The 24970-nt window shown below is 46.1% G+C and carries 24 protein-coding genes; 16 read left to right on the forward strand and 8 right to left on the reverse strand.

Going from position 1 to position 24970, the window contains the following annotated elements:
- Window positions 1–12: 12 nt before the first annotated feature.
- Complete coding sequence (locus KNP94_RS09385) at window positions 13–1398, reverse strand: sensor histidine kinase (RefSeq protein ID WP_215115598.1); 1386 nt, start codon at window positions 1396–1398, stop codon at window positions 13–15.
- Window positions 1382–2044: a response regulator transcription factor gene (locus KNP94_RS09390; protein ID WP_215115599.1), complete on the reverse strand. Its 663-nt coding sequence runs from the start codon at window positions 2042–2044 to the stop codon at window positions 1382–1384. Before KNP94_RS09390 ends, KNP94_RS09385 begins: the two co-directional genes overlap by 17 nt.
- 133 nt (window positions 2045–2177) lie before the next feature.
- Between KNP94_RS09390 and KNP94_RS09395 the strand changes: the two genes are divergently transcribed.
- Complete coding sequence (locus tag KNP94_RS09395) at window positions 2178–3647, forward strand: UDP-N-acetylmuramoyl-L-alanyl-D-glutamate--2,6-diaminopimelate ligase (RefSeq protein WP_215115600.1); 1470 nt, start codon at window positions 2178–2180, stop codon at window positions 3645–3647.
- Window positions 3648–3661: 14 nt separating this feature from the next.
- Here the strand turns inward: KNP94_RS09395 and rnhC are convergent, their stop codons facing one another.
- Entirely contained in the window at window positions 3662–4588 is a 927-nt protein-coding gene (gene rnhC, locus KNP94_RS09400; RefSeq protein ID WP_088837580.1) for a ribonuclease HIII, read from the reverse strand.
- 120 nt (window positions 4589–4708) lie between these two features.
- Here rnhC and zapA point away from each other — a divergent pair, with 120 nt between their 5' ends.
- The 11 genes from zapA to trxA all read left to right on the forward strand — a co-directional run bounded on the left by zapA (window position 4709) and on the right by trxA (window position 15997).
- Window positions 4709–4945, forward strand: a complete 237-nt coding sequence (gene zapA / locus KNP94_RS09405; protein WP_012371043.1) for a cell division protein ZapA — start codon at window positions 4709–4711, stop codon at window positions 4943–4945.
- Between the two features lie 3 nt (window positions 4946–4948).
- Window positions 4949–5497: a CvpA family protein gene (locus KNP94_RS09410; protein ID WP_088837579.1), complete on the forward strand. Its 549-nt coding sequence runs from the start codon at window positions 4949–4951 to the stop codon at window positions 5495–5497.
- Between the two features lie 45 nt (window positions 5498–5542).
- Window positions 5543–7258 (forward strand): DNA polymerase/3'-5' exonuclease PolX, encoded by a 1716-nt coding sequence (polX, locus tag KNP94_RS09415; RefSeq protein WP_088837578.1) that lies wholly within the window; start codon window positions 5543–5545, stop codon window positions 7256–7258.
- A complete protein-coding gene (locus KNP94_RS09420; RefSeq protein ID WP_214768714.1) occupies window positions 7259–9625 on the forward strand; it encodes an endonuclease MutS2 in 2367 nt (788 codons plus the stop codon).
- A 10-nt stretch (window positions 9626–9635) separates the two neighbouring features.
- Complete coding sequence (locus tag KNP94_RS09425; RefSeq protein ID WP_029331108.1) at window positions 9636–10043, forward strand: DUF350 domain-containing protein; 408 nt, start codon at window positions 9636–9638, stop codon at window positions 10041–10043.
- Between the two features lie 188 nt (window positions 10044–10231).
- A complete protein-coding gene (locus KNP94_RS09430) occupies window positions 10232–11125 on the forward strand; it encodes a YitT family protein (protein WP_034800851.1) in 894 nt (297 codons plus the stop codon).
- 219 nt (window positions 11126–11344) lie between these two features.
- Window positions 11345–13018, forward strand: a complete 1674-nt coding sequence (locus KNP94_RS09435; protein ID WP_088837576.1) for an AMP-binding protein — start codon at window positions 11345–11347, stop codon at window positions 13016–13018.
- 72 nt (window positions 13019–13090) lie between these two features.
- Window positions 13091–13669, forward strand: coding sequence for a fatty acid metabolism transcriptional regulator FadR (locus KNP94_RS09440; RefSeq protein WP_051667299.1), 579 nt, complete (start codon window positions 13091–13093; stop codon window positions 13667–13669).
- Between the two features lie 77 nt (window positions 13670–13746).
- A complete protein-coding gene (locus tag KNP94_RS09445; protein WP_214802103.1) occupies window positions 13747–14520 on the forward strand; it encodes an electron transfer flavoprotein subunit beta/FixA family protein in 774 nt (257 codons plus the stop codon).
- A 15-nt stretch (window positions 14521–14535) separates the two neighbouring features.
- The gene (locus tag KNP94_RS09450; RefSeq protein WP_088837574.1) at window positions 14536–15498 is read left to right on the forward strand and encodes an electron transfer flavoprotein subunit alpha/FixB family protein; all 963 of its coding nucleotides are present in this window, start codon (window positions 14536–14538) and stop codon (window positions 15496–15498) included.
- 190 nt (window positions 15499–15688) lie between these two features.
- Window positions 15689–15997, forward strand: coding sequence for a thioredoxin (gene trxA / locus KNP94_RS09455; RefSeq protein WP_029331102.1), 309 nt, complete (start codon window positions 15689–15691; stop codon window positions 15995–15997).
- 451 nt (window positions 15998–16448) lie between these two features.
- Here trxA and KNP94_RS09460 read toward each other — a convergent pair whose 3' ends face one another.
- Window positions 16449–16826 (reverse strand): VOC family protein, encoded by a 378-nt coding sequence (locus KNP94_RS09460; RefSeq protein ID WP_215115601.1) that lies wholly within the window; start codon window positions 16824–16826, stop codon window positions 16449–16451.
- Between the two features lie 20 nt (window positions 16827–16846).
- Entirely contained in the window at window positions 16847–18169 is a 1323-nt protein-coding gene (locus tag KNP94_RS09465; RefSeq protein ID WP_214766532.1) for a dihydrolipoyl dehydrogenase family protein, read from the reverse strand.
- 82 nt (window positions 18170–18251) lie between these two features.
- Here KNP94_RS09465 and uvrC point away from each other — a divergent pair, with 82 nt between their 5' ends.
- On the forward strand, window positions 18252–20036 hold the full coding sequence (uvrC, locus tag KNP94_RS09470) for an excinuclease ABC subunit UvrC (RefSeq protein ID WP_214802112.1): 1785 nt from the start codon (window positions 18252–18254) through the stop codon (window positions 20034–20036).
- Between the two features lie 108 nt (window positions 20037–20144).
- Here the strand turns inward: uvrC and KNP94_RS09475 are convergent, their stop codons facing one another.
- The 3 genes from KNP94_RS09475 to KNP94_RS09485 form a co-directional block, all read right to left on the reverse strand.
- Window positions 20145–20300, reverse strand: a complete 156-nt coding sequence (locus KNP94_RS09475) for a hypothetical protein (protein WP_215115602.1) — start codon at window positions 20298–20300, stop codon at window positions 20145–20147.
- Between the two features lie 66 nt (window positions 20301–20366).
- Window positions 20367–20981 carry a PH domain-containing protein gene (locus KNP94_RS09480; RefSeq protein WP_215115603.1) on the reverse strand — a complete coding sequence of 205 codons (615 nt, stop codon included), beginning with the start codon at window positions 20979–20981 and terminating at the stop codon, window positions 20367–20369.
- A gap of 95 nt (window positions 20982–21076) precedes the next feature.
- Complete coding sequence (locus KNP94_RS09485) at window positions 21077–21496, reverse strand: YslB family protein (RefSeq protein WP_214766528.1); 420 nt, start codon at window positions 21494–21496, stop codon at window positions 21077–21079.
- A gap of 214 nt (window positions 21497–21710) precedes the next feature.
- On the opposite strand from KNP94_RS09485, the gene KNP94_RS09490 reads away from it, so the two are divergent.
- The 3 genes from KNP94_RS09490 to sdhB are packed head-to-tail and all read left to right on the forward strand — an operon-like array spanning window position 21711 to window position 24917.
- A complete protein-coding gene (locus tag KNP94_RS09490) occupies window positions 21711–22328 on the forward strand; it encodes a succinate dehydrogenase cytochrome b558 subunit (protein ID WP_088838509.1) in 618 nt (205 codons plus the stop codon).
- A 19-nt stretch (window positions 22329–22347) separates the two neighbouring features.
- Window positions 22348–24111, forward strand: coding sequence for a succinate dehydrogenase flavoprotein subunit (gene sdhA, locus KNP94_RS09495; protein ID WP_159173051.1), 1764 nt, complete (start codon window positions 22348–22350; stop codon window positions 24109–24111).
- Window positions 24111–24917 (forward strand): succinate dehydrogenase iron-sulfur subunit, encoded by an 807-nt coding sequence (gene sdhB, locus KNP94_RS09500; RefSeq protein ID WP_088837567.1) that lies wholly within the window; start codon window positions 24111–24113, stop codon window positions 24915–24917. The genes sdhA and sdhB overlap by 1 nt, the downstream gene beginning before the upstream one ends.
- Window positions 24918–24970: the final 53 nt, after the last annotated feature.

Consider the following 24970-nt stretch of genomic DNA (forward strand, 5'->3'; position numbering starts at 1 on the left):
AAGGAGGAAATCTTAAACGATTGATTTGAACCGTGCTGCAAATTGAACCTGATTGGGACTTCCTTGAAGAGTAGCATCGATGTCTAGTCGTTCCATGATTTGATGAACGAGATAAAGTCCGAGCCCGCTGCCACCATGCATACGATTTCGGGATTGCTCAGAGCGTTCGAGAGGATTAAACCAGGCAGCGGTCTCACTCGAATCTTGGGTCGTCGGGAAATTTGTAATGCGCAACGTCAACTCGTCTCCTTGTTCGAACTCGATATGAATCGTTCCATTAACAGCGGTATAGGAAATCGCATTCATCAAGAGATTATGGAGTGCCCGTTCAAGTAACTGGGCATCGGTTTGAACAGTCAACTCGTTTTCTATGAGGACGATGTCGAGGTTGCGATCGACAATTAACTGATCGAACTGTTGCAATTGATGCTTGATTAATGTGAGTGGGTTAATTGGTGTGAGTTGAAGATTCATTTGCTCAACACGAGCGACTTCTAACAATTCGGCAATGAGTCGCTCCATATCTTCAATGACGTGCCCCGCCCGAGCTAGATAATGATCCCGGTCACGATAGGCACCGAGGTTTAACAGCATTCCTTCAATTTGACCTTTCACAATGGTGACGGGTGTTTTGAGTTCATGTGAGATGGCGAGGAATAATTGACGACGTTCCGCATCGCGCTTACGGTCTTTTTCGGACTCGAACCGCAATTGTTCGTTGGATGTTTGAAGCGACTCCATCGTGACTTCAAGTTTAGTCGCCAATTGGTTAATGTTTCGTGACAAATCACCCAGTTCATCGGCAGAAGTATGATGGGTTCGGACGGAAAAATTCAAGTTCGCCAGTTCTTTTGTTGCTTGATTAATTGTTAAGAGTGGGCGTGAGATGATGCGCGAATACAGATAGGCGGCAAGACCTGCTAGCAGAAGCAAGGGTAAGACGATATAGGGCGCTAATTTTAAAATAACGCTTTTCACTTCATCGATTGGCTGAATCATCTGATCGACATCTAAAATGACAGTTTGGTCTACTAATTGAAGCGGAATTGAATCTTGAATCATTCCAGCAGGAGAAGTATTGGCAGTTCGTCGAACCGGTCCACGTCCAAAACCAGGTGCGTATAACAATTGATCTTCTTCCGTCCATAAGGAAAAACGAATCCCTTTTGCCGTTAACTGATCGAGCAACGGAAGGAGATTTTCGCTCGAGAGATGCGTGCTTTCTTCTTGAAGAGAAGCCATCGTCGCGTGAAATTGCTCTTCCCGATAACTTTGATAATAAGAAGGTAATGTCGCATATAAAAAACCAATCGTCGAAAGAACTGCCACAATCAACAAACTCATCGTCAGGAAAAAAAGTTTTCCCGTGATGCGTGGACGTTTAATTAGTCGCTTCAAGTTTATAGCCGACCCCTTTCACGGTTTGAATGTAAGGTAAATCAATTTTTTTACGTAAATTTTTAATATGTGTATCTAAAAAACGTGTATCTCCTAATGCATCGAATCCCCAAAGTTGTTGAATCAACTGTTCGCGCTCTAAGACTCGTCCAGGATTTTCAAGTAATAAATGAAGGATTTGAAATTCCTTGAGGGTCAACGTCGTTTGAATTCCTGAAATTAAAACGTTATAGCTTGACGGAAATAGGGTAATCTCTCGAAAAGAGAGATGTTCTTCAGAGTTCGTTTGGATTCGTCTGATGATCGCTTCAATTCTTCGTAGTAAAATCCGAAGTGAGAAGGGTTTGGCGATGTAATCATCGATTCCAAGGTCAAATCCCTTCACTTGATTTTCCTCATCCTGCAAGGCCGTCAAAAAAATAATTGGTGTTTGTGATTGCTTTCGAATGTTGCGTGCGACTTCAAAACCATCAAAATAGGGCATCATGATATCTAAAATGATTAAATCGAATGAATCGGACTGATATAACTTTAATGCCTCCATCCCATTTGTGGCACAGGAAACGTTATATCCACTTGATTCAAGTAATTCCGTAAGCAGTTCACGAATGTCGAATTCATCTTCTGCTATTAATATATGTGTCATAGTTTTCACCTCAACTTTAGTTGTAGCATACTTACCTGAAGTTTAACTGAAGATTACTGGAAGACTGTTTAGAAAATGCTAGAATGGATCAAAATCAAATTCGGATTTTGAACATAGAAGGGAAGCGAACACCATGAATCATCAACACAAATTACTGTCAGACTTGCTTTCGCCTTTCCAGTTAACGACTGAAGAAAACCCAGTGATTACAAGCATTGAAACGGACTCACGCAAAGTGAAGCCGGGGAGCCTGTTCATTTGCATTCGTGGTTATACGGTAGATGGGCATCAATATGTACAAGAAGCAAAAGATAACGGAGCGGTTGCGATTCTTGCTGAAAAACAAGTCGGGGTAGTAGGGATTCCAACGATTCTCTTACCGGATACGAAACAAGCAGCAGGAAAGATTGCTGATTTTTTTTATGACCATCCGAGTCAAAAGATGAGAGTCTACGGTATTACTGGAACAAATGGGAAAACGACGACGACGCAACTTTCCTACGACTTGTTTCGAGCTGCCGGAAGACGAACGGGAATGATCAGTACGGTAGGTGCTCTGATTGATGGGCAACGTTTTGAGACACCAAATACGACACCGGAAGCTGTCATCTTACATCGTTTATTACACGAAATGGTCAACAATGGCGTAACGGACTGCATGCTCGAAGTATCGTCACATGCGTTAGTTGAGGGACGTGTAGAAGGTGTATCCTTCCACGCAGCGGCGTTCACGAACCTTTCACATGACCACCTGGATTATCATCAATCGATGGAAGAGTATGCGGAAGCGAAAGGCATGTTGTTTCAACAAGTAGCGAGGAATGACGGGAAGGGACTCGTCTTAAATGAGGAAGATGCGGCGAGTCACGTCATGGAGCGGGCCGGGACAAATGTTCCTGTCACGTGGTATTCGACAAAGATAGAATCGGAAGCATCAATTGTAGTCGAGTGGCGAGAGGAATCTGTAAATGTTCGAATTGACGGAACGACTACTGAAGTCCCAATCGCGCTACTCGGAAACTTTAATGCGGCCAATTTAGCAGCCGCGATCGGATTGATGAAAACAGGCGAGGTCAACATGTATGAATTAATTCGACATATCCCGTCGCTTCGTTTACCCAAAGGGCGACTCGAGCGGCTATCGTTTGAAGGAACGGAAATTTATATCGATTATGCGCACACTCCAGACGGGTTAAGAAAATGTTTAGAAGCGCTATCCGTTTCGAATGAGGCATTATACGTCGTATTAAGTGCAGCGGGTGAACGTGACCGGACGAAACGTCAGGAAATGGGACGAATTGCAGCACAATATTGTGCAGGAATTATCGTCACGGTTCACGATACGAGACGAGAAGATCCAAGACAAATTATTGATGAACTGAGCGTGGATATTTCGTCTGATAAAATCATTTCTTGTCACGTAGATCGAAAAAATGCCTTGCTCGCGGCAGCTGAAATTGCGCTCGAAGGAAAACGCGTTGTAATTGTCGGAAAAGGACACGAAGAAATCGAGCGAATCGGGACTGAAGGTGTCCCGTTCAATGAAACGAAAATTCTTCTCGCGGAGTTAGGGCGTTTGAAAGGAAAAGAGTCAGCCATTTAAAAACCGACCACTCCTTAGGATGATGGTCGGTTTCGTTTTTCAGCTAATTGTGTCGCTTTTTTTGTATTAGCAAAATGAAATTTTGTCCAGTTCTTTAATTGATCTGGACCGTGTTTCAATAAAAGTGATGCAGCGACTTGATCGACCTTTGCACCTGCACCTTTCGGAATTTCTGTACCCGCTTGTTGACTGAGTACATCCATCTCTTTCAAAAAGATCGCGCGGGCGAGGATGGATGCTGCTGCGACAGCGACATGAAGTCCTTCTGCTTTCGTCGAAAAATAAACGTTCTCTTTGACTTGGTTTACTTCACCAGACAAGTGTTTATAATAGGTCGCTTTTTCTGCGAACTGATCGATTAGAATCGCTTTTGGAGTGGCTTCGAGCTTTTCGAGCAGACCACCAAGCGCTGAATTGTGTAGAAGTGCCGTCATCTTTCCTTGTGTCATCGTACGCTGCATCCGATTGTAGTCTGGATTATGAAGGATTCGGAATTCGTACGGAATGACGGCATGAAGGTCGCGGGCAATCTTTCGGATTTCGATGTCCGAGACATTTTTGGAATCACGGACACCAAGTTCTTGGACGAGCTCGATTTGTTGTGCATCTACATAGGCGGCAACGACGACGAGCGGACCAAAGAAGTCTCCTTTCCCGACTTCATCACTACCGATGACTGACCAAGTCGAGAAGTCTCTCGGAAGCAGTCCACTCGCAGTAGAAGGGGCTTTCTTTAAGAGCGGGGCTCCGTAACGGGCAGAAATCGCCTCAGCTTCTGTGCCTTGGAACATTACTTTTCCTGAATTATAGATGGTGACGACACAGGTTTTCGTGCGTGCAGCAAAGCGGGCATATGGTGGCGATGTGATACGAGAAGCTTGAAAATCAGAAATAACGACTTCTTGTTTATCCTTTGGTAATTTTAAAACGACGGTTCCCATAAATAGATCATCCTTTCAGACAACAAGCATACCATCCTCTAGACCGATGGTGGACTTCTTTTCCTATTTCAAAAATGATGGTACTATATGAAAGAAGCAAAGTATGAGGAGGACAGAATAATGGCTGATTCAGAAGGGCTGAACCGGACGACGATTCATATCGCAGGTAATGATTATACGATTGTCGGGACGGAGTCGCCAGAACACGTACGTGAAGTGGGTCTCCTCGTCGATACAAAGATTCGGGAAATTCGAGACCAAGCACCACAACTCGACGTTCGTCAAATTGCCGTTTTAGCGGCTCTCAATATTGGTAGTGATTACGTAAAAATCAAAAAGAATTTGGGTGAACTTTAAACTATGATTACCTTTGTTATTTTATTATTTCTCGCATTAGGAACGATGACAGGTGTCCGTCGAGGCGTTGTCTTGCAAGCAGGACATTTACTGAGTCTGTTGATCTCGTTCATCGTGGCACTCTCGTTTTATGATGAGTTAGCTGCAAAATTTAAATTATGGGTTCCATATCCATCAACACTCGACGATGCTGGAATTGATTTAACGATGTTTTCAATTCCGAGCTCAATTGGGTTAGATGAAGTATTTTATAAAGCATTTTGGTTCATCGTTCTGTTTTTCGGGACAAAAATCATTTTATCAATGATTTTATCGATGTTTGATTCCTTGACGAACATTCCAGTGTTAAAACAAGTGAAAGGTTTACTCGGCGGTATATTTGGATTCATCGAGATGTATATTTTCGTGTTCTTGATTCTATTTTTGGCAGCCTTTGCGCCAGTCCAATCGATTCAAGATGCCATTGCGAATTCGAGCTTGGCGACATTCATGATTCAACATACACCGTTATTAGCGGAATGGCTCATGACGAAAGTCGGTTTGATAAAATAACGCGCTCCCGTTAACTGGGGGCTTTTTTTGAGGGGAGAATTGACGATGCGAACGACTCAAGATGCGATTCGACATTTAGAACGGATTTCCGTTTATCTCGAAGTAAAAGGTGAAAACCCATTTAAAATCAATGCCTTTCGTAAGGCGGCAAGTATATTAGAAGCGGCAGAACACGATTTCATGGACATTGAAGATTTCACAGCGATGAAAGGGATTGGCAAAGGAACAGCGGCGGTCCTTGAAGAATTCCGGACGACAGGCACGAGTACAGCACTCTCGGAACTGGAACAAGAAGTGCCAGAAGGTCTGATTGCGCTACTGAAGATTCCAGGTCTCGGAGGTAAGAAACTCGCAAAATTACATGATGTCGGTGTCATCGATGCAGATTCCTTTGCCGAAAAACTGGAGGATGGTACAGTCGAAGCGATGCCGGGATTCGGGAAAAAGACAGTCGAAAAATACGTGAAGGCACTCGAAACCTTTGAAACACGACCGGAACGTTTACCGTACGGTGTCATGCGAAAAATCGTAAGTGAACTCGAACAGACGCTAACGGCATTTGAAGGAATCATCCGATTCGCAGTTGGCGGAAGTTTCCGTCGCGCGGAAGAGACGTGCAAGGATCTTGATTTTATTTTGTCGACAGATCAAGCAGAAGTCGTCAAAGGACAATTACTCGAGCTTGAGCAAATCGATGAAATCATCGCGGCAGGTGAGACGAAAGTATCGGTCGTCTTAAAACGCGATACGAACTATATCGCAGTCGACTTCCGCTTAGTCGACGACGCAGCATTCGCCTCGACGTTACATCACTTCACAGGGTCGAAAGATCATAATGTTCGGATGCGGCAACTCGCAAAAGAACGTGGTGAGAGTATTTCGGAATACGGTGTCGAGACGAAAGACGGTTTGTTCCAACCGCAAACAGAGGATGAATTATTCGCGCGGTATGACTTGCCGTTCATCCCACCAGAGTTACGTAGCGGGCGCCACGAGTTTGAACAAGATTTGACGCGACTGATTACGGAAAAAGATATCCAAGCGGATGTCCATATGCATACGACGTGGTCGGACGGAACCTTATCAGTCGAAGAACTCGTCGATGCTTGTGCTGCGCGCGGTTACTCGTGGATGGCCATCACGGATCACAGCCAATACATGAAGTTCGTCAACGGATTGACGATAGATCGCTTACGCAAACAACGTGTTGAGATTGAAGCCGCGCGTAAGAAACATCCCGACATGACAATCTTATGTGGTGTCGAGATGGATATCTTGCCGGATGGATCACTTGATTATGAGGATGAGTTCTTGCAGGAAATGGACTACGTCATCGCCTCGATTCATTCGAAGTTTGATCAGACGGAAACTGAAATCATGCAACGGTTAGAAAATGCTTGTCGTAATCCTTATGTCTCACTCATTGCCCATCCGACAGGACGAATCATCGGTCGGCGCGAAGGTTATGCCGTCAATGTTGATCGCCTGATTGAACTGGCGGCAGAGACAGGGACAGCGCTTGAACTGAATGCGAACCCGGCACGTTTTGATTTAACGGCGGCTTCGCTCGCGAAAGCAAAGGCAGCGGGTGTTAAAATCATGATTAATACGGACACACACCGTCCAGAAATGTTAGAAGACATGAAACTTGGAGTCCTCCATGCACGTAAAGCATACTTGGAACCAACAGATGTCATCAATACGTGGACGGCGCAGGAGGCGCGTGCCTTCTTTGATCGAAAACGTTTAGGAGTGGATTAAATGAATGCTAACGCATTACGCGTCTTAGAATATGATAAATTGAAAGACTTACTCATCAAACAAACGGCTAGCTCGCTCGGAGCACAGTTCGTCAAAAATATGCAACCGTCAGAAGATTATGAACAAGTCAAAGCACTCTTAGCCGTGACGACGGAAGCGACGACGGTCTATCGTCTACGCGACCGTTATCCGTTCGGCGGTTTAACGGATGTGCGTAGTGAAGTCAAACGGTCTGAGATTGGTTCAATCCTCTCGACGAGTGAATTGTTGGCTGTAGCAGACGTCGTTTACTCCGGACGCCAAGTGAAAGCTTTTCAAGAACGGCTGCACGAGGACAATCCCGACTTACGATTGCCGGCACTCGACAGCCGAATCGAGCAAATTACGAAGCTCGTCGAAATCGAACAAGGGATTCGTCATGCGATTGATGACCAAGGCGTCGTCCAAGACTCTGCGAGTGACAAACTACGGTCGTTAAGAAGTCAGCTGCGCTCACTCGAAGGACAAGTCCGTTCGAAAATCGACGGTGTCTTACGCAGTAAATCGAAGATGTTGTCGGATGCCATCGTCACGATGCGAAACGACCGTTATTGTGTCCCGGTCAAACAAGAATACCGTCAAGCATTTGGCGGGATTGTCCACGATCAATCAGCGTCTGGTGCAACACTGTTCATCGAACCACAAGCCGTCGTTGCCGCAAATAACGAAATCCAAGAAGCGCGTCTCAAAGAACGTGCCGAAATCGAACGCATTTTAGCCCAGTTATCGGCACTTGTCGGTGCCGTCGGAGATTCGTTACGGATTAATCTCGATGTGTTGGCAGAACTCGATTTCATCATGGCGAAAGCCTTATATGGTCACCAAATCCGTGCCGTCGAACCACGGCTGAATGAAGAGCGGCGAATCGTCTTAAAAGAAGCGCGCCATCCGTTCATCGCGGATGAAGATGTCGTCCCAATCACCGTTTCCTTAGGTGGCGAATTTACATCACTCGTCATCACTGGACCAAACACCGGTGGGAAAACCGTCACGTTGAAGACGATTGGTCTTCTGCAACTGATGGTCCAGTCCGGATTATACGTGCCGGCAGCCGACGAAACGGAACTGAGTGTCTTTGATGCGATTTATGCAGATATCGGTGACGAACAATCGATTGAACAAAATCTCTCGACGTTTAGTTCACACATGACGAACATCGTCTCGATGATGGAGAAGATTGACTTCATGAGCCTCGTCCTATTTGATGAGCTCGGAGCAGGAACTGATCCGACGGAAGGGGCGGCACTCGCGATTGCGATTCTCGATGAAGTCAAGCGTCGCGGAGCACGTGTCGCCGCGACGACTCACTATTCGGAACTGAAAGCTTATGGTTATAATCGTGAAGGTGTCGTCAATGCCTCGATGGAATTTGATGTCGAATCACTCAGCCCGACCTATCGTTTACTGATTGGTGTCCCGGGTCGCTCGAATGCCTTTGAAATTTCGAAACGACTTGGCTTATCGGACATGGTGATTGAGGCAGCACGCGGTCAAGTCGGAAGCGATGCTCAGTCTGTCGAAACGATGATTGGTCGACTCGAGGAAGCGAAACAACGTGCCGAATCGCTCGAGCAAGAACTACAACAAGAAAAAGAACGACTGACATTAGAGCGCGAACAGTTCGAACAGGAACAAGCTGAAATTTTTGAGGAGAAAAATGAAATTTTAGCGAAAGCAGAAGAAAAAGCGACACGAGCCGTCGAACGCGCTCAAAAAGAGGCGGAGGCCGTTATCAAACGCCTGAAAGAACTCCGTGATGCAGGTGCCGTCAAGGAACATGAATTGATTGAAGCCCGCAAGCAGCTCGAACAAGCAAAACCGACCTTACAAGATCAGCGGATTGCGAAAGTAAAAGCGAAACATGATAAAACGCCGACGTTTGCTAAAGGTGAAGAAGTCAAAGTGACGACCTTCAATCAAAAAGGCTACATCATCAATCAAAACTCAAACGGCGACTACACGGTTCAAGTCGGTATCATGAAAGTCAACGTCAAGCCCGGTGATCTCGCTAAAATCGGAGCAGCCAAACCAACCCAGAAGACAACGAAACGGTCAGGAAGTTCAAGTATCACAAAACAATCGTCTCCGTCAGCCGAACTCGATTTACGCGGTGTACGGGTAGAAGAAGGTCTATCGAAACTGGAACGTTTCATGGATCAGGCGTTATTGTCGAACTATGATCATATCCGTGTCATTCATGGACTCGGGACAGGTGCGATGCGTCAAGGCGTGCAGGAATACTTGCGTGGCAATCGTCACGTGAAGACGTCTCGACTCGGTGGTCAAGGTGAAGGTGGACATGGCGTGACAATCATCGAATTGAAATGAGGAAACGCGAATGAACATCTTTGAAAACGTCTACGTCTATACGACGGCGCTCTATTCAGTTGCGGGTCTCTTAATTATCATGGGTCTTGCACTGTTTGAGTTGACAACACGGTATCGGAACTGGGAACATATCAAGAGTGGAAACATCGCTGTTGCTCTAGCGACAGGCGGAAAAATCATCGGACTCGCAAACATCGTTCATTTCGCTGTCCAAAGTGAAGAACGTGTCGGGGCAATTTTTTTAGAGAGTGCCTTTGGATTTTTATTGTTAATCTCGACCTATTGGATTTTTGAGTTCTTGACACCTAATCTCCCAGTAGACCGAGAAATCGAAAAAGGAAACATCGCAGTCGGTATCATTGCGTGTGCTCTCTCGATTGGGATGTCATTCGTCATCGGTTCTGCGTTAGTGGGGTGAACTTGTGTTAGAACGGTTAGCAAAAATTATGTTTGGTGTCTCGATTGCTTTTTTAGTCGTCGGATTGTTATGGATCTTTATGAATTAAAAGAACTGGCTTTGCTAAGTGATCATTCCGTACTGAACTTCATTCAGTGCGGAATTTTTATGGAGTGAGGACTACTTTTCATATGAAGGAGGAACATTGAATGAATGTCAGAAAAACAACAACAAATGAAACGAGACGACGTGCATTCGAAGCCATGCAAGCCATCTCGTGGAAGGATATTTTTTGGATTATCGTTGGTTCCGCCATTTTATCATTTGGCGTCAATTACTTTACGATACCGAATGATTTATCTGAAGGTGGATTAATTGGGATTACGGTGATCTTCTATTACCTGTATGGCTGGGATCCGGGACTTGTTTCGCTCCTTGCGAACGCTATTCTCTTCATCATCGGCTATCGTTTCTTAAGTCGGAAAACGATGATTTACTCGGTCATCTCGGTTGCGGTGACATCCTTCGTCCTCTCGACGACGGCATCATTCACGACTTCGTCAGATAATCGTCTGATCGGGACAGTTTACGCAGGGATTTTGATCGGGGTCGGAATCGGTCTTGTTATCCGCGCAGGGGGGACGACAGGTGGTGGTGTCATCATCGCCCGTCTGATGAATAAATATTTGAACCTCGGGATTGCAGTCTCGATGTTTATCATCGATGTCATCGTTGTCGGAGCGTCCGGGTTCTTATTCGGTGAAGAAACGATGCTGTATACATTGATTGCAATCATCATCGGCTCTTATTTGATTGATCTCGTCAGCGAAGGCTTGAATGTTCGAGAAGCGGTCACAATCATTAGTCACCGTCAAGAAGAGATTGCGACTGTGCTGACGGAAACACTCGGAAGAAGTGCGACTGTCATCCATAGTCATGGTCATTTTACGAAACAAAAAAATGACATGCTCTATATGATTGTCGATAAACGCCAACTCGCGCCACTAAAACAAATCGTCGAAGCAGCAGACCCACGAGCTTTCGTCGTCATTCATAAAGTACGTGAAGTCATCGGAGAAGGATTTACGTATCCTTCACGATAAGATGAAGCGAGGTCAGGCTAAAATTAAATGTTATGTTTCAAGCCTATTGTTCATATGTTGTGAACGGTAGGCTTTTTTTGATGAAGTCCTTAATCATAAGAAAACCTGTCTTCATGAAAAGAGGAATTTTTTAACTTTTTTTAGCCAATAGTAGCCGTAAAGGGGAAATAACACGTATAATAAAAATGAATAGTAATTCAGTCACAGGGAGGGATTTGAATGGATTCAGTATGGTTAAAGGATTATCCAGAGCAAGTACCCGCATCAATCGACTATCGTGAGATTCCGTTGTACCAAGCTTTAGATGAAGCGGCAGATGATTTTCCGGAGCGACGGGCACTGAGTTTTCTTGGGAAACGAATGACTTTCAAGGAAGTACGACAAGAAGCAAGAAGTCTAGCACACGTTTTACAAGAAGCTGGGCTCGAAAAAGGGGACCGTGTCGGTTTAATGTTGCCGAACTGCCCGCAGTATATGCTGAGTTATTATGCGGTATTATACGCCGGTGGGACGGTCGTCCAAGTAAACCCGCTCTATACGGACCGTGAGCTCGAGCAAATTCTAGTCGATTCTTCTGCGAAAATGCTCATCACCCTCGATCTTCTCTACCCGAAGGCGACACGAGTCAAGTCATCGACGCCCTTGACGACGGTCGTGACGACGAGCATCGCAGACTATCTGTCATTTCCAAAAAACAAACTATATCCAATCAAATCACGCAAGGACAACAACATCATCGTCGATACGACGGGATCCATTCCTTTTTTGGCACACCGAGAGCACCCTCCGATTGAACCGGTCGAGATTGATCCAAAAGAAGATATTGCTGTTTTACAATATACCGGTGGCACGACAGGAGCACCGAAAGGCGTCATGTTGACGCATTTCAATTTAAGCGCGAACGTCGAACAAATTGGGCACTGGTTCTATAAATATTCACGCGGTGATGGGCGTAAATTATTAGCGGTCGTTCCTTATTTCCACGTGTATGGCATGACCTGCAACTTAAACTTTGGGATTTTTAATGCGTATGAGCAAATCATCTTACCAAAGTTTGATATTGAACAAGTGCTGAAAACGATTGATAAAGAAAAACCGAACTTGTTCCCGGGTGCACCGACGATGTACGTCGGTTTATTAAATCATCCGAAACTGAAAAAATATGATCTTTCGTCCATCGAGGCTTGTATTTCCGGTTCGGCACCACTTCCGGTCGAAGTCCAGGAGAAATTTGAAAGTGTGACGGGTGGACGGATCGTCGAAGGATATGGTTTGTCAGAGACGAGCCCTGTCACACATACGAACTGCATTTGGGATAAACGCGTTCCAGGATCAGTTGGCATTCCGGTTCCAGACACGATCGCAAAAATCGTTCAAGCCGATGGTGAGACGCTAGCAGCACCAGGTGAGATTGGTGAGATTCTTGTCCGAGGCCCGCAAGTCATGAAGGGATATTGGAAACGTCCGGAAGATACGCAGGCAGTCTTGCGTGATGGGTGGTTGCACACGGGGGACTTAGGATATGTGGGGGAAGACCATTATTTCCGGATTGTCGACCGGAAAAAAGATTTAATCATCGCTTCAGGATTTAATATCTATCCACGTGAAGTCGAAGAAATTTTATATGAACATCCTGCAGTCAAAGAGGCTGTCGTGATTGGTGTACCTGATGCGTATAGAGGTGAGACGGTGAAGGCCTTTATCGTCCTCAAAGATGAAATGAGCGTGACGGAGGAAGAACTTGATCAGTTCTGTCGAAAAAACTTAGCATCGTTCAAAGTACCAAAACGCTACGAATTTAGACAAGAGTTGCCGAAAACATTTGTCGGGAAGATTCTCCGCCGTGTCCTAGTCGAAGAAGAACGGGCAAAACAGCTGGAAGAAAGCAGTTGACAGTAAAGAAAGACATGGTAGAATAAATATGAATGAACCATCATTCATTTTATTTGTTAGGAGATATCTTTTATGAAAAGAACAATGTCTAAGAGTGATCGCATCATTGATGCAGCAGTCAAAGTGATTGCAAAGAACGGTTATCATGGCGCGAAAGTAACAGCCATCGCGAAAGAAGCAGGTGTCGCAGACGGGACGATTTATCTTTACTTTAAAAACAAAGAACACCTGTTGATCTCTTTGTTCGAAGCGAAGATGGGGAGTTTCATCGAGTATTCAGAAGCTCAAATCGCGAATCATCAATCAGCGACGAAACAACTCGCTGCATTGATTGAGGCACATTTGGAGCAACTATCCGTCGATTATGATTTGGCCGTCGTCACACAAATCGAGTTACGGCAGTCAAATCAAGAGATGCGGCAAAAGATTGCGACCGTCCTCAAACCATATCTTCATTTAATTGACCGTGTCATTCACAATGGGATCGCATCAGGCGAGTTCTCAGCCGAACTGGATTATCGGTTGGCGAGACAAATGGTCTTCGGGACGATTGATGAAGTCGTCACGAGTTGGATGGCGAGTGGCTTTAAATATGATTTATTGGAAACGCAACATGGTATTCATCGAATGCTGATCAAAGGGCTGAGTTAAGCCCTTTTCAAGACAAGCTTTTTGTAAGCGGATACAACGGGTGATGGTGAATAGAAGTTGACAAGGGGGAGCTAGTGATGGAAATCTATGTGTTATTAAAACGGACGTTTGATACGGAAGAAGCAATCCAGCTCGAAAACGGTAAGATTGAGGAAGACGGAGCAGAGTTCATCATCAATCCATATGATGAGTATGCGGTCGAGGAAGCGATTCGGGTGCGGGATGCACAAGGGGGAGTCGTAACCGTCTTAACAGTAGGACCGGAAGATGCGGATAAAGAATTACGAACAGCACTTGCAATGGGGGCTGACAAAGCGGTTCGTATTTCGATTGAGGACGATGTAGAAGAAGCGGATCATTTCTCGGTTTCTGAAGTCCTTGCAGGTTATCTGAAGGAACAAGACGTTGACTTAATCATCGCCGGGAACGTAGCGGTTGATGGGGGAAGCGGACAAGTCGCACCACGTGTCGCACAGTTGCTTGACATACCATATGTCACGACGATCACGAAGTTAGAAATCGACGGAACGGATGCTGTCGTCACACGTGACTCGGAAGGGGACACGGAAGTCATCAAAACGTCGTTACCGTTACTCGTCACGGCACAACAAGGGTTAAACGAACCGCGTTACCCTAGTCTTCCTGGCATCATGAAAGCGAAAAAGAAACCACTCGAAGAATTAGATCTCTCAGATCTTGAACTGGACGAAGATGAACTAGCACCACGTCTCGAGACAGTCGAACGCTTTTTACCACCGAACAAAGCCGCTGGTAAAGTGCTCGAAGGGGAGATCTCGACACAAGTCGAAGAACTCGCTACGCTATTACGAAACGAAGCAAAAGTAGTCTAAGGGGGAATGAACGATATGTCAAAAGCACTTGTACTTGCAGAATCACGTGATGGTAATTTACGAAATGTTTCGTTTGAAGCGATTGCGGCCGCGAAACTTGTAGCAGATGAAGTCGTCGTCGCCTTGATTGGGGAAAACGTAGCAAAAGATGCGGCACAACTCGCGACGCGTGGGGCGAACCAGGTTCTCGTCGTAGAGGACGCACGTCTTCTTCACTATACACCGGACGGTTATGGACAAGTCTTCATGCAACTGATTGACCGTATGTCACCGGACGTACTTGTCTTCGGTCACACGTCGCTCGGAAAAGATTTGTCACCCAAAATCGCAGCGAAGCTCGAAGCCGGTTTAATCAGTGACGTCACATCAATCGAGGGAAGCGGAGCGGATGCGTTGTTCATCCGACCGATTTACTCAGGGAAAGCCTTTGAAAAGGTAAAAGTCACAGAAGGTAAAACACTGTTTACGGTCCGACCAAATAACATCGAACCGTTAGCGGAAGGCAGTTCGGACGGATCGATTGAAGCAGTAACGGTCGAACTAAAAGATTTACGGACCATCGTTTCTGAAGTCATTCGTAAAGCAACGGGCGGGGTCGACTTATCAGAGGCGAAAATCATCGTTGCGGGTGGACGTGGTGTCAAGAGTGCCGATGGGTTTGCACCGTTACAGGAATTAGCGGATTTACTTGGCGGGGCAGTCGGTGCTTCTCGTGGCGCCTGTGACGCTGATTACTGTGACTATGCGTTACAGATTGGCCAGACGGGGAAAGTCGTTACACCGGATCTCTACATCGCCTGTGGCATTTCCGGAGCGATTCAACATTTGGCAGGCATGTCGAATGCGAAAGTCATCGTCGCCATCAACAAAGATCCGGAAGCGAATATCTTCTCGGTCGCAGATTATGGCATCGTCGGAGATTTGTTTGATGTTGTGCCATTATTGACAGCAGAATTCAAGAAAATGCTCGTTCATTAATTTAAAAAGTGGGGCGGAGGAATCATCCTCTGCTCCTCTTTTTCTGCACGGTGGGCGGCGTAAAAATCGTCGTGAGCAGTTTCTTTTATCGAACGACATCGCTGTGCTATACTCAAATCAGTAAACAGGTTGATTTCACTTTTGCTGTAGCAAACATGAAATGAATCTAAAATTTAGGGGGTAATATTTTATGGCAATCGTACACGCAACTAGCCAATCATTTAAAGAAGATACACAAAAAGGACTCGTCCTCGTTGACTTTTGGGCAACTTGGTGCGGACCTTGTCGTATGCTCGCTCCAGTTCTCGAAGAACTCGATGCGGACATGCAAGACGTAACAATCGTTAAAGTTGATGTCGACGCTAACCCAGAAATCGCTGGCGCGTTCCAAGTACAAAGTATCCCGACACTCGTTCTCTTCAAAGACGGTGAGCCGGTTAATAAAACAATGGGCTTCATGCCTAAAGATGCATTAAAAGAATTCGTTGAATCAAACTAATTCGTTGAATGTTTCATAAAGAAGAGAGTGCCTCCTGAAATACGGAGGCACTCTTTTTTCAGACTGTAAACAACGTGATATTGGAAGATCCAGCGTCTTTTTTCGTTGCTTTCCTCGGGCGAGGCGCAAGCCGTTGCTCCTTGGTCCTCACGGACAACGAGCAGGGTCTTGCCTGCCTCTGAACGTGCGTTGAAAACGCACGTTTTCCCGTAGGAGTCAACGAAACGTGACGCTTTTTAGGTCATACCGTGAAGGAAACTCATGCTTACAGACGCTTTAGATTGCAAGCTGTCGCGACCCTGCAGCTTTGCTGTAGCTTCATAAGAGTTTGTCCATACGCCGCAAAGAGAGTGCCTCCTGAACTACGGAGGCACTCTTTTGGTCGTTCGTTTAAACGAGTGGGACGATCCCCGCCGAAAGATGTCGCTGACGATTGTCTAACGGCGCATTGTCAAGACATCGGTGAACAAAGCTCGACGAGGTGACCGTCCGGATCAAGCACATAAGCGACGGTTTGTCCCCACGGTTTAACCGTTGGAACGAGGATTGAAGGGAATCCTGCTACGGTGATTCGTTCGTATACGTCCTTAACATCATCAGTAACGAATCCGATTTCGAGTGACTGCGGTCCGGTCTTGTCCGGGATGTCGTACGCAATCAGCGTTCGTACATCTTCTTTCGTATTAAAGGCGAGTGTCGTCGTGCCCGTGTCAAATTCGACATAACTTCCATGCTGCGCTTTGATTGGTAGACCTAATAATTCATGATAAAACATCAATGTCTGTTTGGGGTCATCAATGTAAAGGATCGTATAGCCGTAACGAATCATCGGAACCTCCTGACAAAAATTTAATCAACGAGTAACGAAGAAATATCGGAAGCGGGTGTCGGATAAGCGAAACGCGTTTGTTGCAAGGCGGAACTTGGGATTCGGTGTTGCATTGCGAATGAAAAATAGTTCGCAAGTTCAGCGGCGTGAACCCCGATGAAATGAGCGCCGAGAATTTGATCATCGTCACCAATCAGTACTTTAGCACGCGCGAAGGGATCTTTGATGCGGACATTCGTCTGCCAGGAAGAGGTATCGATCAAGTGACCGCGATAAGATATGTTGGCTTTTTTCAAAGCCGCTTCCGTTTGCCCGACTTGCGTGACGTTCGGTGCAGTAAAGACGACGCTCGGCACCGGTAATAACTCCAGTTTTCGAGAAGGTCCTTCAATCATGTTATGTGCCGCAAGACTCCCTTCGGTTCCTGCAAACGGGGTTAAGGCAGGATTGCCACTGAGCGCGACATCACCTGCAGCAAAGATGTTTGAAGTAGACGACTGGAGGTATTCATTGACATGGATGCCTTTTTCTTCGTATTCGACGCCTGCTTTTTCTAGGTCGAGCTGGTCGACGCTCGCGACACGACCGGTAGCATTTAAGACGACATCGGTTTCGACCGTCGTATCATTTGATAGTTGAAGCGTCGTGCCATGATAGGAGACAGCTTCTGCACTATGCACGATTTTAATCCCGAGTGCTTGAGTCGCTTCGAGCAACACTTCGACAAGTTCCTGTTCAAACTGTTTTAAAGGACGGGACCGTAACACGATCGTGACTTCTGCCCCGGCGATGCGGGCGAGGTGAGCGAACTCAAATGAAATATATCCGCCGCCGATGCAGACAAGGCGCCGCGGGACATCTCGTAATTCTAAAAATTCATTGCTCGTCAAGAAGCGTTCGCTTCCTGGAATCGACAATTCGCGTGGTCGTAAGCCAGTGGCAATCAAAAAGTGTTTCGCTTCGAGTTCAGTGTCATCGACTACGATCCGTTCCTTCGAGAGAAATCGGGGTTCACCGTGGAAATAGTCGATTCCGATCTCGTCATAACGCGCACGTGTTTGTTCCGGGATGGCACGTGTATATTCATTTTTTCGTTCCATCAATTGACGCCAATCGATGGAGATGAGTCCTTTAAGACCATAACCGAGCAATCTCTCGACAGCATCTTTCGTTTCACTGCCAGTCAAAAGAATTTTTTTTGCATCACACCCACGTTGAGCGCATGTTCCACCTGGAGTGAAATTTTCGATTATCGCGACGCGAAGTCCTTTCTCGACGAATTTATAAGCTGCTTGATTCCCCGCAGAGCCTGTTCCAATTATAATGCAATCATATGTACGCATATTTTATCCTCCATGTGTCATAATCGTTGTAAGATGTTTACCCTATAAGGCAAAACTAAAAACGGTGGAAGGAGACATTTTTGTGAGCCATCAAGAACATATCAAGGCGAAACTATCCCTCTTACCTGACGAACCAGGTTGTTATTTGCATAAAAATGAATTTGGAGAAGTCATTTATGTCGGAAAAGCCAAAAATCTAAAGAATCGGGTCCGGTCCTATTTTACAGGAGCGCATGATTTGAAAACAGAACGACTTGTCGCGGATATCCGTGATTTTGAATATATCATCACAGGGAGCGAACTCGAAGCGTTACTCCTCGAGATGACGCTGATTAAAAAACATGATCCGAAATACAACATCATGTTAAAAGATGATAAGTCCTATCCGTACCTAAAAATTACGAATGAAACGTATCCGCGGCTGATTACGACCCGGAAGTTAAAAAAAGATGGAGGACATTATTTCGGACCTTATCCGAATGCGTATGCCGCTAACGAGACGAAGCGTCTGCTTGATCGCCTTTATCCGCTACGTAAGTGTCAGCCGATGCCGAAGAAGCTTTGTCTCTATTACCACATCGGACAATGTCTTGGACCGTGCGAAATTCAGGGTTTAGAGACGGAACAGAAAGAACTCGTCTCAGAAATCCGTCGTTTTTTATCGGGAGAAACAAAAGAGCTCGTCGCATCTTTACAGACGAAGATGGGCGAAGCGGCAGAAGCGATGGAATTTGAACGGGCAGGCGAACTACGTGATCAAATCCGCGCCATCGACTCCATCATGAACAAACAGAACATGATTACGGCAGATTTGACGTCCCGTGACGTTTTTGGAATTTACGTCGACAAAGGGTGGATGTGTGTCCAGGTCTTCTTCTTACGGGGAGGGAAAATGATTGAACGAGACGTGTCTCTGTTCCCGATTTACGGGACACCTGCGGAAGAATTAGAAAGTTTCATCGTTCAGTTCTACGAAAAGAATATCAAACCGAGCGAGATGTATGTTCCGCCACTCGTTAATCAACTGTTATTGAAAGAGGCAGTCGGAATTCGCGTTCATGTACCGGTCCGTGGATCGAAGCGGAAGTTACTCGATCTAGCGACGAAGAATGCCGAAAACGCAATTGGAGAACGGTTTGAATTGATTGCGCGTGATGAAAAGAAAACGGTCCAGGCAGTCCAGGAACTGGCTGACGCGATTGATGTTCATCCGTTATCGCGAATTGAAATCATCGATAATGCCAATATCCAAGGGGCGGACGCCGTTTCGGCGCTCGTTGTGTTCGAAGACGGAAAACCGCTTAAAAAAGAGTATCGCAAATTTAAGATTAAGACGGTCAAGGGACCGGATGATTATGAATCGATGCGCGAAATCGTCCGTCGTCGTTATCGTCGCTTATTGCTAGAAGGGGCACGTCTTCCCGATTTAGTGTTGATTGATGGGGGTCTCGGACAATTGAATGCAGCGCTGGAAGTCATTCAAGACGAGCTCGGTTTGGATTTACCCGTCGGTTCGCTCAAAAAAGATGATAAACACCGGACGAGCCAACTATTATTTGGTGAAGGTGGGCAACTGATTGAACTCCATCCGCGCTCGAGTGCCTTTTATCTTCTCCAGCGCATGCAAGATGAAGTTCACCGTTTTGCAATCACCTTCCACCGGTCATTACGTTCGAAAGGGATGACCCGCTCGGTACTCGATGACATACCGGGTGTCGGCCCAAAACGCCGTCAGCAGTTGATTCGCCATTTCGGTTCGATGCGCAGCTTAAAGAAAGCGAACATTGAACAGCTGACGGAAGCGGGGTTACCCGTCAAATTAGCGGAAACGGTTGCGGAATATCTCAGTCAGGCGAATGAGGAATAGATTTTGATTTCTTAAATCATTGGATGAAAAATGCGAACCCGCTTTTTAGACAAGCAGCGGGTTCGCATTTTTTGGCGTCAGGATTCAATCTGGAAAAAGTGTATGTTGTTACTTTGTGAACCACCAGGTTAAGAACACGGCGACGGCGATTAAAAAAATCACGAGAACAGCGTACTGTTTTTTATCGGATTTTTTCTGGGAATTTGCTACAGTGATGCTTGTGACTAAGACAATTGCGATTGCCAACCACGTCCAAAAGCTCATGTTTCCCCTCCATTCCGTATACAAAATCAGACACACGAAGTATCCCGTGTGTATGATGATCTGCATTTAATTGTTAATATATTTTTCGTAAAACGCCCCGAAGTCTTTTTGATTCCATCTGTAATAATGGCCTTGTAACCAGTCGAATGACTCTTGCGACAAGTCCTTGAACGCTTGCGGGACATCCATTTCAGCTTGCCGGATGCCACCGAGAATCGTCACGGAATGATTGAGCGAGTTATTGGCGAACTCGAGCATCTTTTGTCCTTCATATTGCTTTTCAGCAATCGCAAGAAGTGCTTTATAAAGGTCTTTGACATGTTCGAGCTGTTTTTTATCGACGTCGATCGAGTAATGCTTTCCGCCGATTTCGAATTTGATCTCGACATCCAAGTCGACCGTTCCTGCTGTTTCGAACATGACATGACGAATCGGATAATGGGCGTACGGATAGCGATAGAGGACACGCTTTGAACTGACGGCGCTTTCCCCGTCGAGGTGAATCAATGCTAAATTCGTAAAGCAGTACTCATCACTTTTGGATTTGATTAAAAAATAAATTTTTTCGCCGTCCTCATGGAGCACGTAATCGTCGGCGGCGGCTTTATCAAAATCGTCCGGATGAATGACTTGACCGATATCGCTGAATCCTGTTAAGTCTGCTGCTAATTTCTTGAACATCGTAATTCCTCCTCGAATATATGATCGACTACTTTATACGATTACGTGACGAAAAAAGTTTCATGCTAACACGAATCGTCTTAGAGAAATACGTATCAGTTCGAACGATCAAGAGGATCTTTCGGATCGAATTGGATGGTAATATGTACGCACTCTTTCCCCATCTCAGCATATCCTTCAGCGACAAATCCGTTCAACTTGGCAACCTGTTCGGCTAAAAAGCCTGCCTCAAGTTGAAAATAGCCGGTCGGTCGCTCGGCTTTAGTTGATTCCGGTGGTAAAAGTTCAAAAGAAAAAGTCGTCCCCTTTTTTTTCGTAAGGGAGAGGGTACCCCAACCGGCCTCTACGAAAAAAGGAATTAATTCGTCCTCGTTCAACACGGGGAATTGCCGGGCAAGTCGCTTACCTGCCCAGTAGATGACTTGACGATAATCGTTACCGAGTAGATCGCTTAACACGTAATCGCGGATCAGTTCGATGCCGAATGTTGGCGCAGTGTTTGGTGTTGATTCCATGATGATTCACTCCTATCTCTGAAACTATTATAGCGAGCTAATTCTCGATGGTCATTGTTTTCCTGAAAAAATTTGCAGTTAAATGCAACGGCTCGGGTTGTCTTATAAAAAGGACAGGAGTAGAATAAGTGATGAAAAGACGAATTTCCTTATGAAAGCGCTTTTCTACCAAAATGCGCCAACGTTTGATTGGCAAACAAAAGGGGGGATTTGGATGGCGAACAATCGTGATTTCGTGAGTCGTAAAATACACTCACTGCTCGGCGTCATTCCAATCGGGTTATTTTTACTTTCTCATCTTACGACGAACTATTTCATCGTTCGAGGGGAGGAAGACTTCAATAAGGCTGCGGAATTCGTGGGGAACGTTCCGTATCGACTGTTTCTAGAAGTGTTTGTCATCTTCATACCCATCATTCTGCATGGTGTCTACGGTGTTTACATCGCATTCACAGGTTCCGCGAACACAGGACGTTATACATACTTCCGGAACTGGATGTATGTCTTACAACGCTTCACAGGTGTCTTCCTCGTCGTGTTCATTACATGGCATGTCTGGGAAACGCGGATTGCGGCAGCAATGGGGACGGAAGTTAATGCAAGCATGATGCAAAACATCGTCGATAACGGATTCATGCTCACGTTTTATATCGTCGGGATTCTAGCGACGACATTCCACCTTGCGAACGGACTTTGGACGTTCTGCATCACATGGGGAATCACACAGTCACCAGCGTCTCAACGCGCGATGTCTTATGTGGCAGCCCTCGTATTCATCGGTTTATCGTTTGTAGGCGTACGCTCGATTTTAACGTTTGCAGGCGTGTTGTAAGGAAAGGGGAACTGACAACATGGCGAACAAAAATCTTGTCATCATCGGTGGAGGGCTTGCCGGGTTGATGGCTACGATAAAAGCAGCAGAACAAGGAGTACCAGTAAAGTTATTCTCACTCGTACCCGTTAAACGATCACACTCCGTATGTGCCCAAGGCGGCATCAACGGTGCGGTCAATACAAAAGGGGAGGGTGACTCACCCTACCAGCATTTAGATGATACGGTATATGGTGGCGACTTCCTCGCGAACCAACCGCCTGTTCAAAAAATGACAGAAGCGGCTCCGAAAATCATTCATATGTTCGACCGGATGGGCGTCATGTTTAACCGGACACCGGAAGGCTTACTCGACTTCCGGCGTTTCGGAGGAACACTCCATCACCGGACGGCTTATGCGGGAGCGACGACAGGACAACAATTACTGTACGCACTTGATGAGCAAGTACGTAAGTTTGAAGCGCAAGGTTTGGTAGAAAAATATGAAGGATGGGAATTCCTTCGCGCAGTCATTGATGAAGAAGGGATTTGTCGTGGTGCGGTGTGTCAAAATCTACGTTCAATGGAAATCGAAGCATTCGCAGCGGATTCGGTCATCTTAGCGACGGGTGGACCCGGTGTCATCTTCGGTAAATCAACGAACTCGGTCATTAATACGGGACAAGCGGCAGCGGCTGTTTACCGGCAAGGTGCGATTTATGCGAACGGTGAGTTCATCCAGATTCACCCGACAGCGATTCCTGGTGACGATAAGCTCCGTCTGATGAGCGAATCGGCACGTGGTGAAGGCGGACGTGTCTGGACGTATAAAGACGGGAAACCGTGGTACTTCCTCGAAGAAAAATATCCGGCATACGGGAACCTCGTCCCGCGTGATATCGCGACACGTGAAATCTTTGATGTCTGTGTCAATCAAAAGCTCGGTGTCAACGGGGAGAACATGGTGTATCTCGATCTCTCACACAAAGACGCAAAAGAGCTTGATGTCAAACTCGGCGGTATCTTAGAAATTTATGAGAAGTTCGTTGGTGACGATCCACGGAAAGTACCGATGAAAATCTTCCCGGCCGTCCATTACTCGATGGGTGGATTATGGGTCGATTACGATCAAATGACGAACATCCCAGGATTGTTCGCGTCTGGTGAGTGTGATTACTCGATGCACGGTGGAAACCGTCTCGGTGCGAACTCACTTCTCTCTGCCGTTTATGGCGGAATGGTTGCGGGTCCAGCAGCGATTGCCTATATGAACGAACTTGAAACTTCTGTCCATGATATGCCGGAAGAGGTCGTTGAAGCGCATAAAATCGCTGAAATCGATCGATTCAATGATATCTTGGCGATGGAAGGGACAGAAAATGCGTATCAAATCCACCGTGAGCTCGGTGAAGTCATGACGGATAACGTAACCGTTGTTCGTTATAACGATAAGCTCGAACAGACGTTGACGAAGATTAAAGAATTACGGGAACGTTTCACGCGGATCTCGGCGACGGATACGGCACGCTGGAGTAACCAGGGCGCATCCTTCATCCGTCAGCTCGATCACATGCTTGATTTAGCGGAAGCAATCACACTCGGTGCCCTTCAACGTGACGAGAGTCGTGGCGCCCACTATAAGCCAGACTTCCCAGAGCGTGATGATGAGCGGTTCTTAAAAACGACGATGGCACGTTATACAAACGGTCATCCTGAAATCTATTACGAAGAGGTCGATACATCACTGATTCCACCACGCAAACGCGACTACAGCAAGAAGTCGAAGAAAGAGGTGAAAGCATAATGGCGACACCACTCGAACAAGAAACAAAACAAAAACCGGTTCAGTTCATCGTGCAACGTCAGGATGGACCGGACGGAAAAGCCTATGATGAAGCTTTCGAAGTCCCGTATCGTCCGAACATGAACGTCATTTCAGCATTGATGGAGATTCGCCGGAATCCTGTCAATGCGGCAGGTGAAAAAACGACGCCGATCAACTGGGACATGGGTTGTCTTGAAGAAGTATGTGGTGCGTGCTCGATGGTCATCAACGGGACACCACGTCAATCATGTACAGCGCTCGTCGATAAGCTCGAACAACCGATTCGTTTGCAACCGATGCAGACGTTCCCGATTGTGCGCGACTTACAAGTTGACCGTCAACGGATGTTTGACGCACTCAAAAAAGTAAAAGCATGGGTTCCGATCGATGGGACGTATGACCTTGGTCCAGGACCACGGATGCCAGAGAACAAACGGCAATGGGCGTATGAACTTTCAAAATGTATGACATGTGGCGTTTGTCTTGAAGCATGTCCGAACGTCAATGACCGTTCGAACTTCATCGGACCGGCGTCGATCTCACAAGTTCGTCTCTTCAACTCACACCCGACAGGTGCCTATCATAAAGAAGAGCGCCTGGAAGCATTGATGGAAGATGGGGGCATCATGCAATGCGGTAATGCACAAAACTGTGTTGAGGTCTGCCCGAAAGGGATTCCCCTTACGACATCGATTGCGGCAATGAACCGTCAGACGACATTACACTCGTTCAAAAAATTCTTCGGTAGCGACGAAGGTCGTACAGGAGAAGCGGTTAGCAATTAATTCATAAAAAAGAAGGGGCGCTGCTCCTTCTTTTTATATTCAGGAGGGAATTT

Source organism: Exiguobacterium sp. s80, assembly GCF_018618725.1.
Taxonomy (GTDB): domain Bacteria; phylum Bacillota; class Bacilli; order Exiguobacteriales; family Exiguobacteriaceae; genus Exiguobacterium_A; species Exiguobacterium_A oxidotolerans.

Bases quoted from the DNA above. Each gene is read 5' to 3' on its own strand.
- KNP94_RS09390 (WP_215115599.1), bottom strand. From the start codon at position 2,044: ATGACACATATATTAATAGCAGAAGATGAATTCGACATTCGTGAACTG.
- KNP94_RS09395 (WP_215115600.1), top strand. From the start codon at position 2,178: ATGAATCATCAACACAAATTACTGTCAGACTTGCTTTCGCCTTTCCAG.
- rnhC (WP_088837580.1), bottom strand. From the start codon at position 4,588: ATGGGAACCGTCGTTTTAAAATTACCAAAGGATAAACAAGAAGTCGTT.
- zapA (WP_012371043.1), top strand. From the start codon at position 4,709: ATGGCTGATTCAGAAGGGCTGAACCGGACGACGATTCATATCGCAGGT.
- KNP94_RS09410 (WP_088837579.1), top strand. From the start codon at position 4,949: ATGATTACCTTTGTTATTTTATTATTTCTCGCATTAGGAACGATGACA.
- polX (WP_088837578.1), top strand. From the start codon at position 5,543: ATGCGAACGACTCAAGATGCGATTCGACATTTAGAACGGATTTCCGTT.
- KNP94_RS09420 (WP_214768714.1), top strand. From the start codon at position 7,259: ATGAATGCTAACGCATTACGCGTCTTAGAATATGATAAATTGAAAGAC.
- KNP94_RS09425 (WP_029331108.1), top strand. From the start codon at position 9,636: ATGAACATCTTTGAAAACGTCTACGTCTATACGACGGCGCTCTATTCA.
- KNP94_RS09430 (WP_034800851.1), top strand. From the start codon at position 10,232: ATGAATGTCAGAAAAACAACAACAAATGAAACGAGACGACGTGCATTC.
- KNP94_RS09435 (WP_088837576.1), top strand. From the start codon at position 11,345: ATGGATTCAGTATGGTTAAAGGATTATCCAGAGCAAGTACCCGCATCA.
- KNP94_RS09440 (WP_051667299.1), top strand. From the start codon at position 13,091: ATGAAAAGAACAATGTCTAAGAGTGATCGCATCATTGATGCAGCAGTC.
- KNP94_RS09445 (WP_214802103.1), top strand. From the start codon at position 13,747: ATGGAAATCTATGTGTTATTAAAACGGACGTTTGATACGGAAGAAGCA.
- KNP94_RS09450 (WP_088837574.1), top strand. From the start codon at position 14,536: ATGTCAAAAGCACTTGTACTTGCAGAATCACGTGATGGTAATTTACGA.
- trxA (WP_029331102.1), top strand. From the start codon at position 15,689: ATGGCAATCGTACACGCAACTAGCCAATCATTTAAAGAAGATACACAA.
- KNP94_RS09460 (WP_215115601.1), bottom strand. From the start codon at position 16,826: ATGATTCGTTACGGCTATACGATCCTTTACATTGATGACCCCAAACAG.
- KNP94_RS09465 (WP_214766532.1), bottom strand. From the start codon at position 18,169: ATGCGTACATATGATTGCATTATAATTGGAACAGGCTCTGCGGGGAAT.
- KNP94_RS09475 (WP_215115602.1), bottom strand. From the start codon at position 20,300: ATGAGCTTTTGGACGTGGTTGGCAATCGCAATTGTCTTAGTCACAAGC.
- KNP94_RS09480 (WP_215115603.1), bottom strand. From the start codon at position 20,981: ATGTTCAAGAAATTAGCAGCAGACTTAACAGGATTCAGCGATATCGGT.
- KNP94_RS09485 (WP_214766528.1), bottom strand. From the start codon at position 21,496: ATGGAATCAACACCAAACACTGCGCCAACATTCGGCATCGAACTGATC.
- KNP94_RS09490 (WP_088838509.1), top strand. From the start codon at position 21,711: ATGGCGAACAATCGTGATTTCGTGAGTCGTAAAATACACTCACTGCTC.
- sdhA (WP_159173051.1), top strand. From the start codon at position 22,348: ATGGCGAACAAAAATCTTGTCATCATCGGTGGAGGGCTTGCCGGGTTG.
- sdhB (WP_088837567.1), top strand. From the start codon at position 24,111: ATGGCGACACCACTCGAACAAGAAACAAAACAAAAACCGGTTCAGTTC.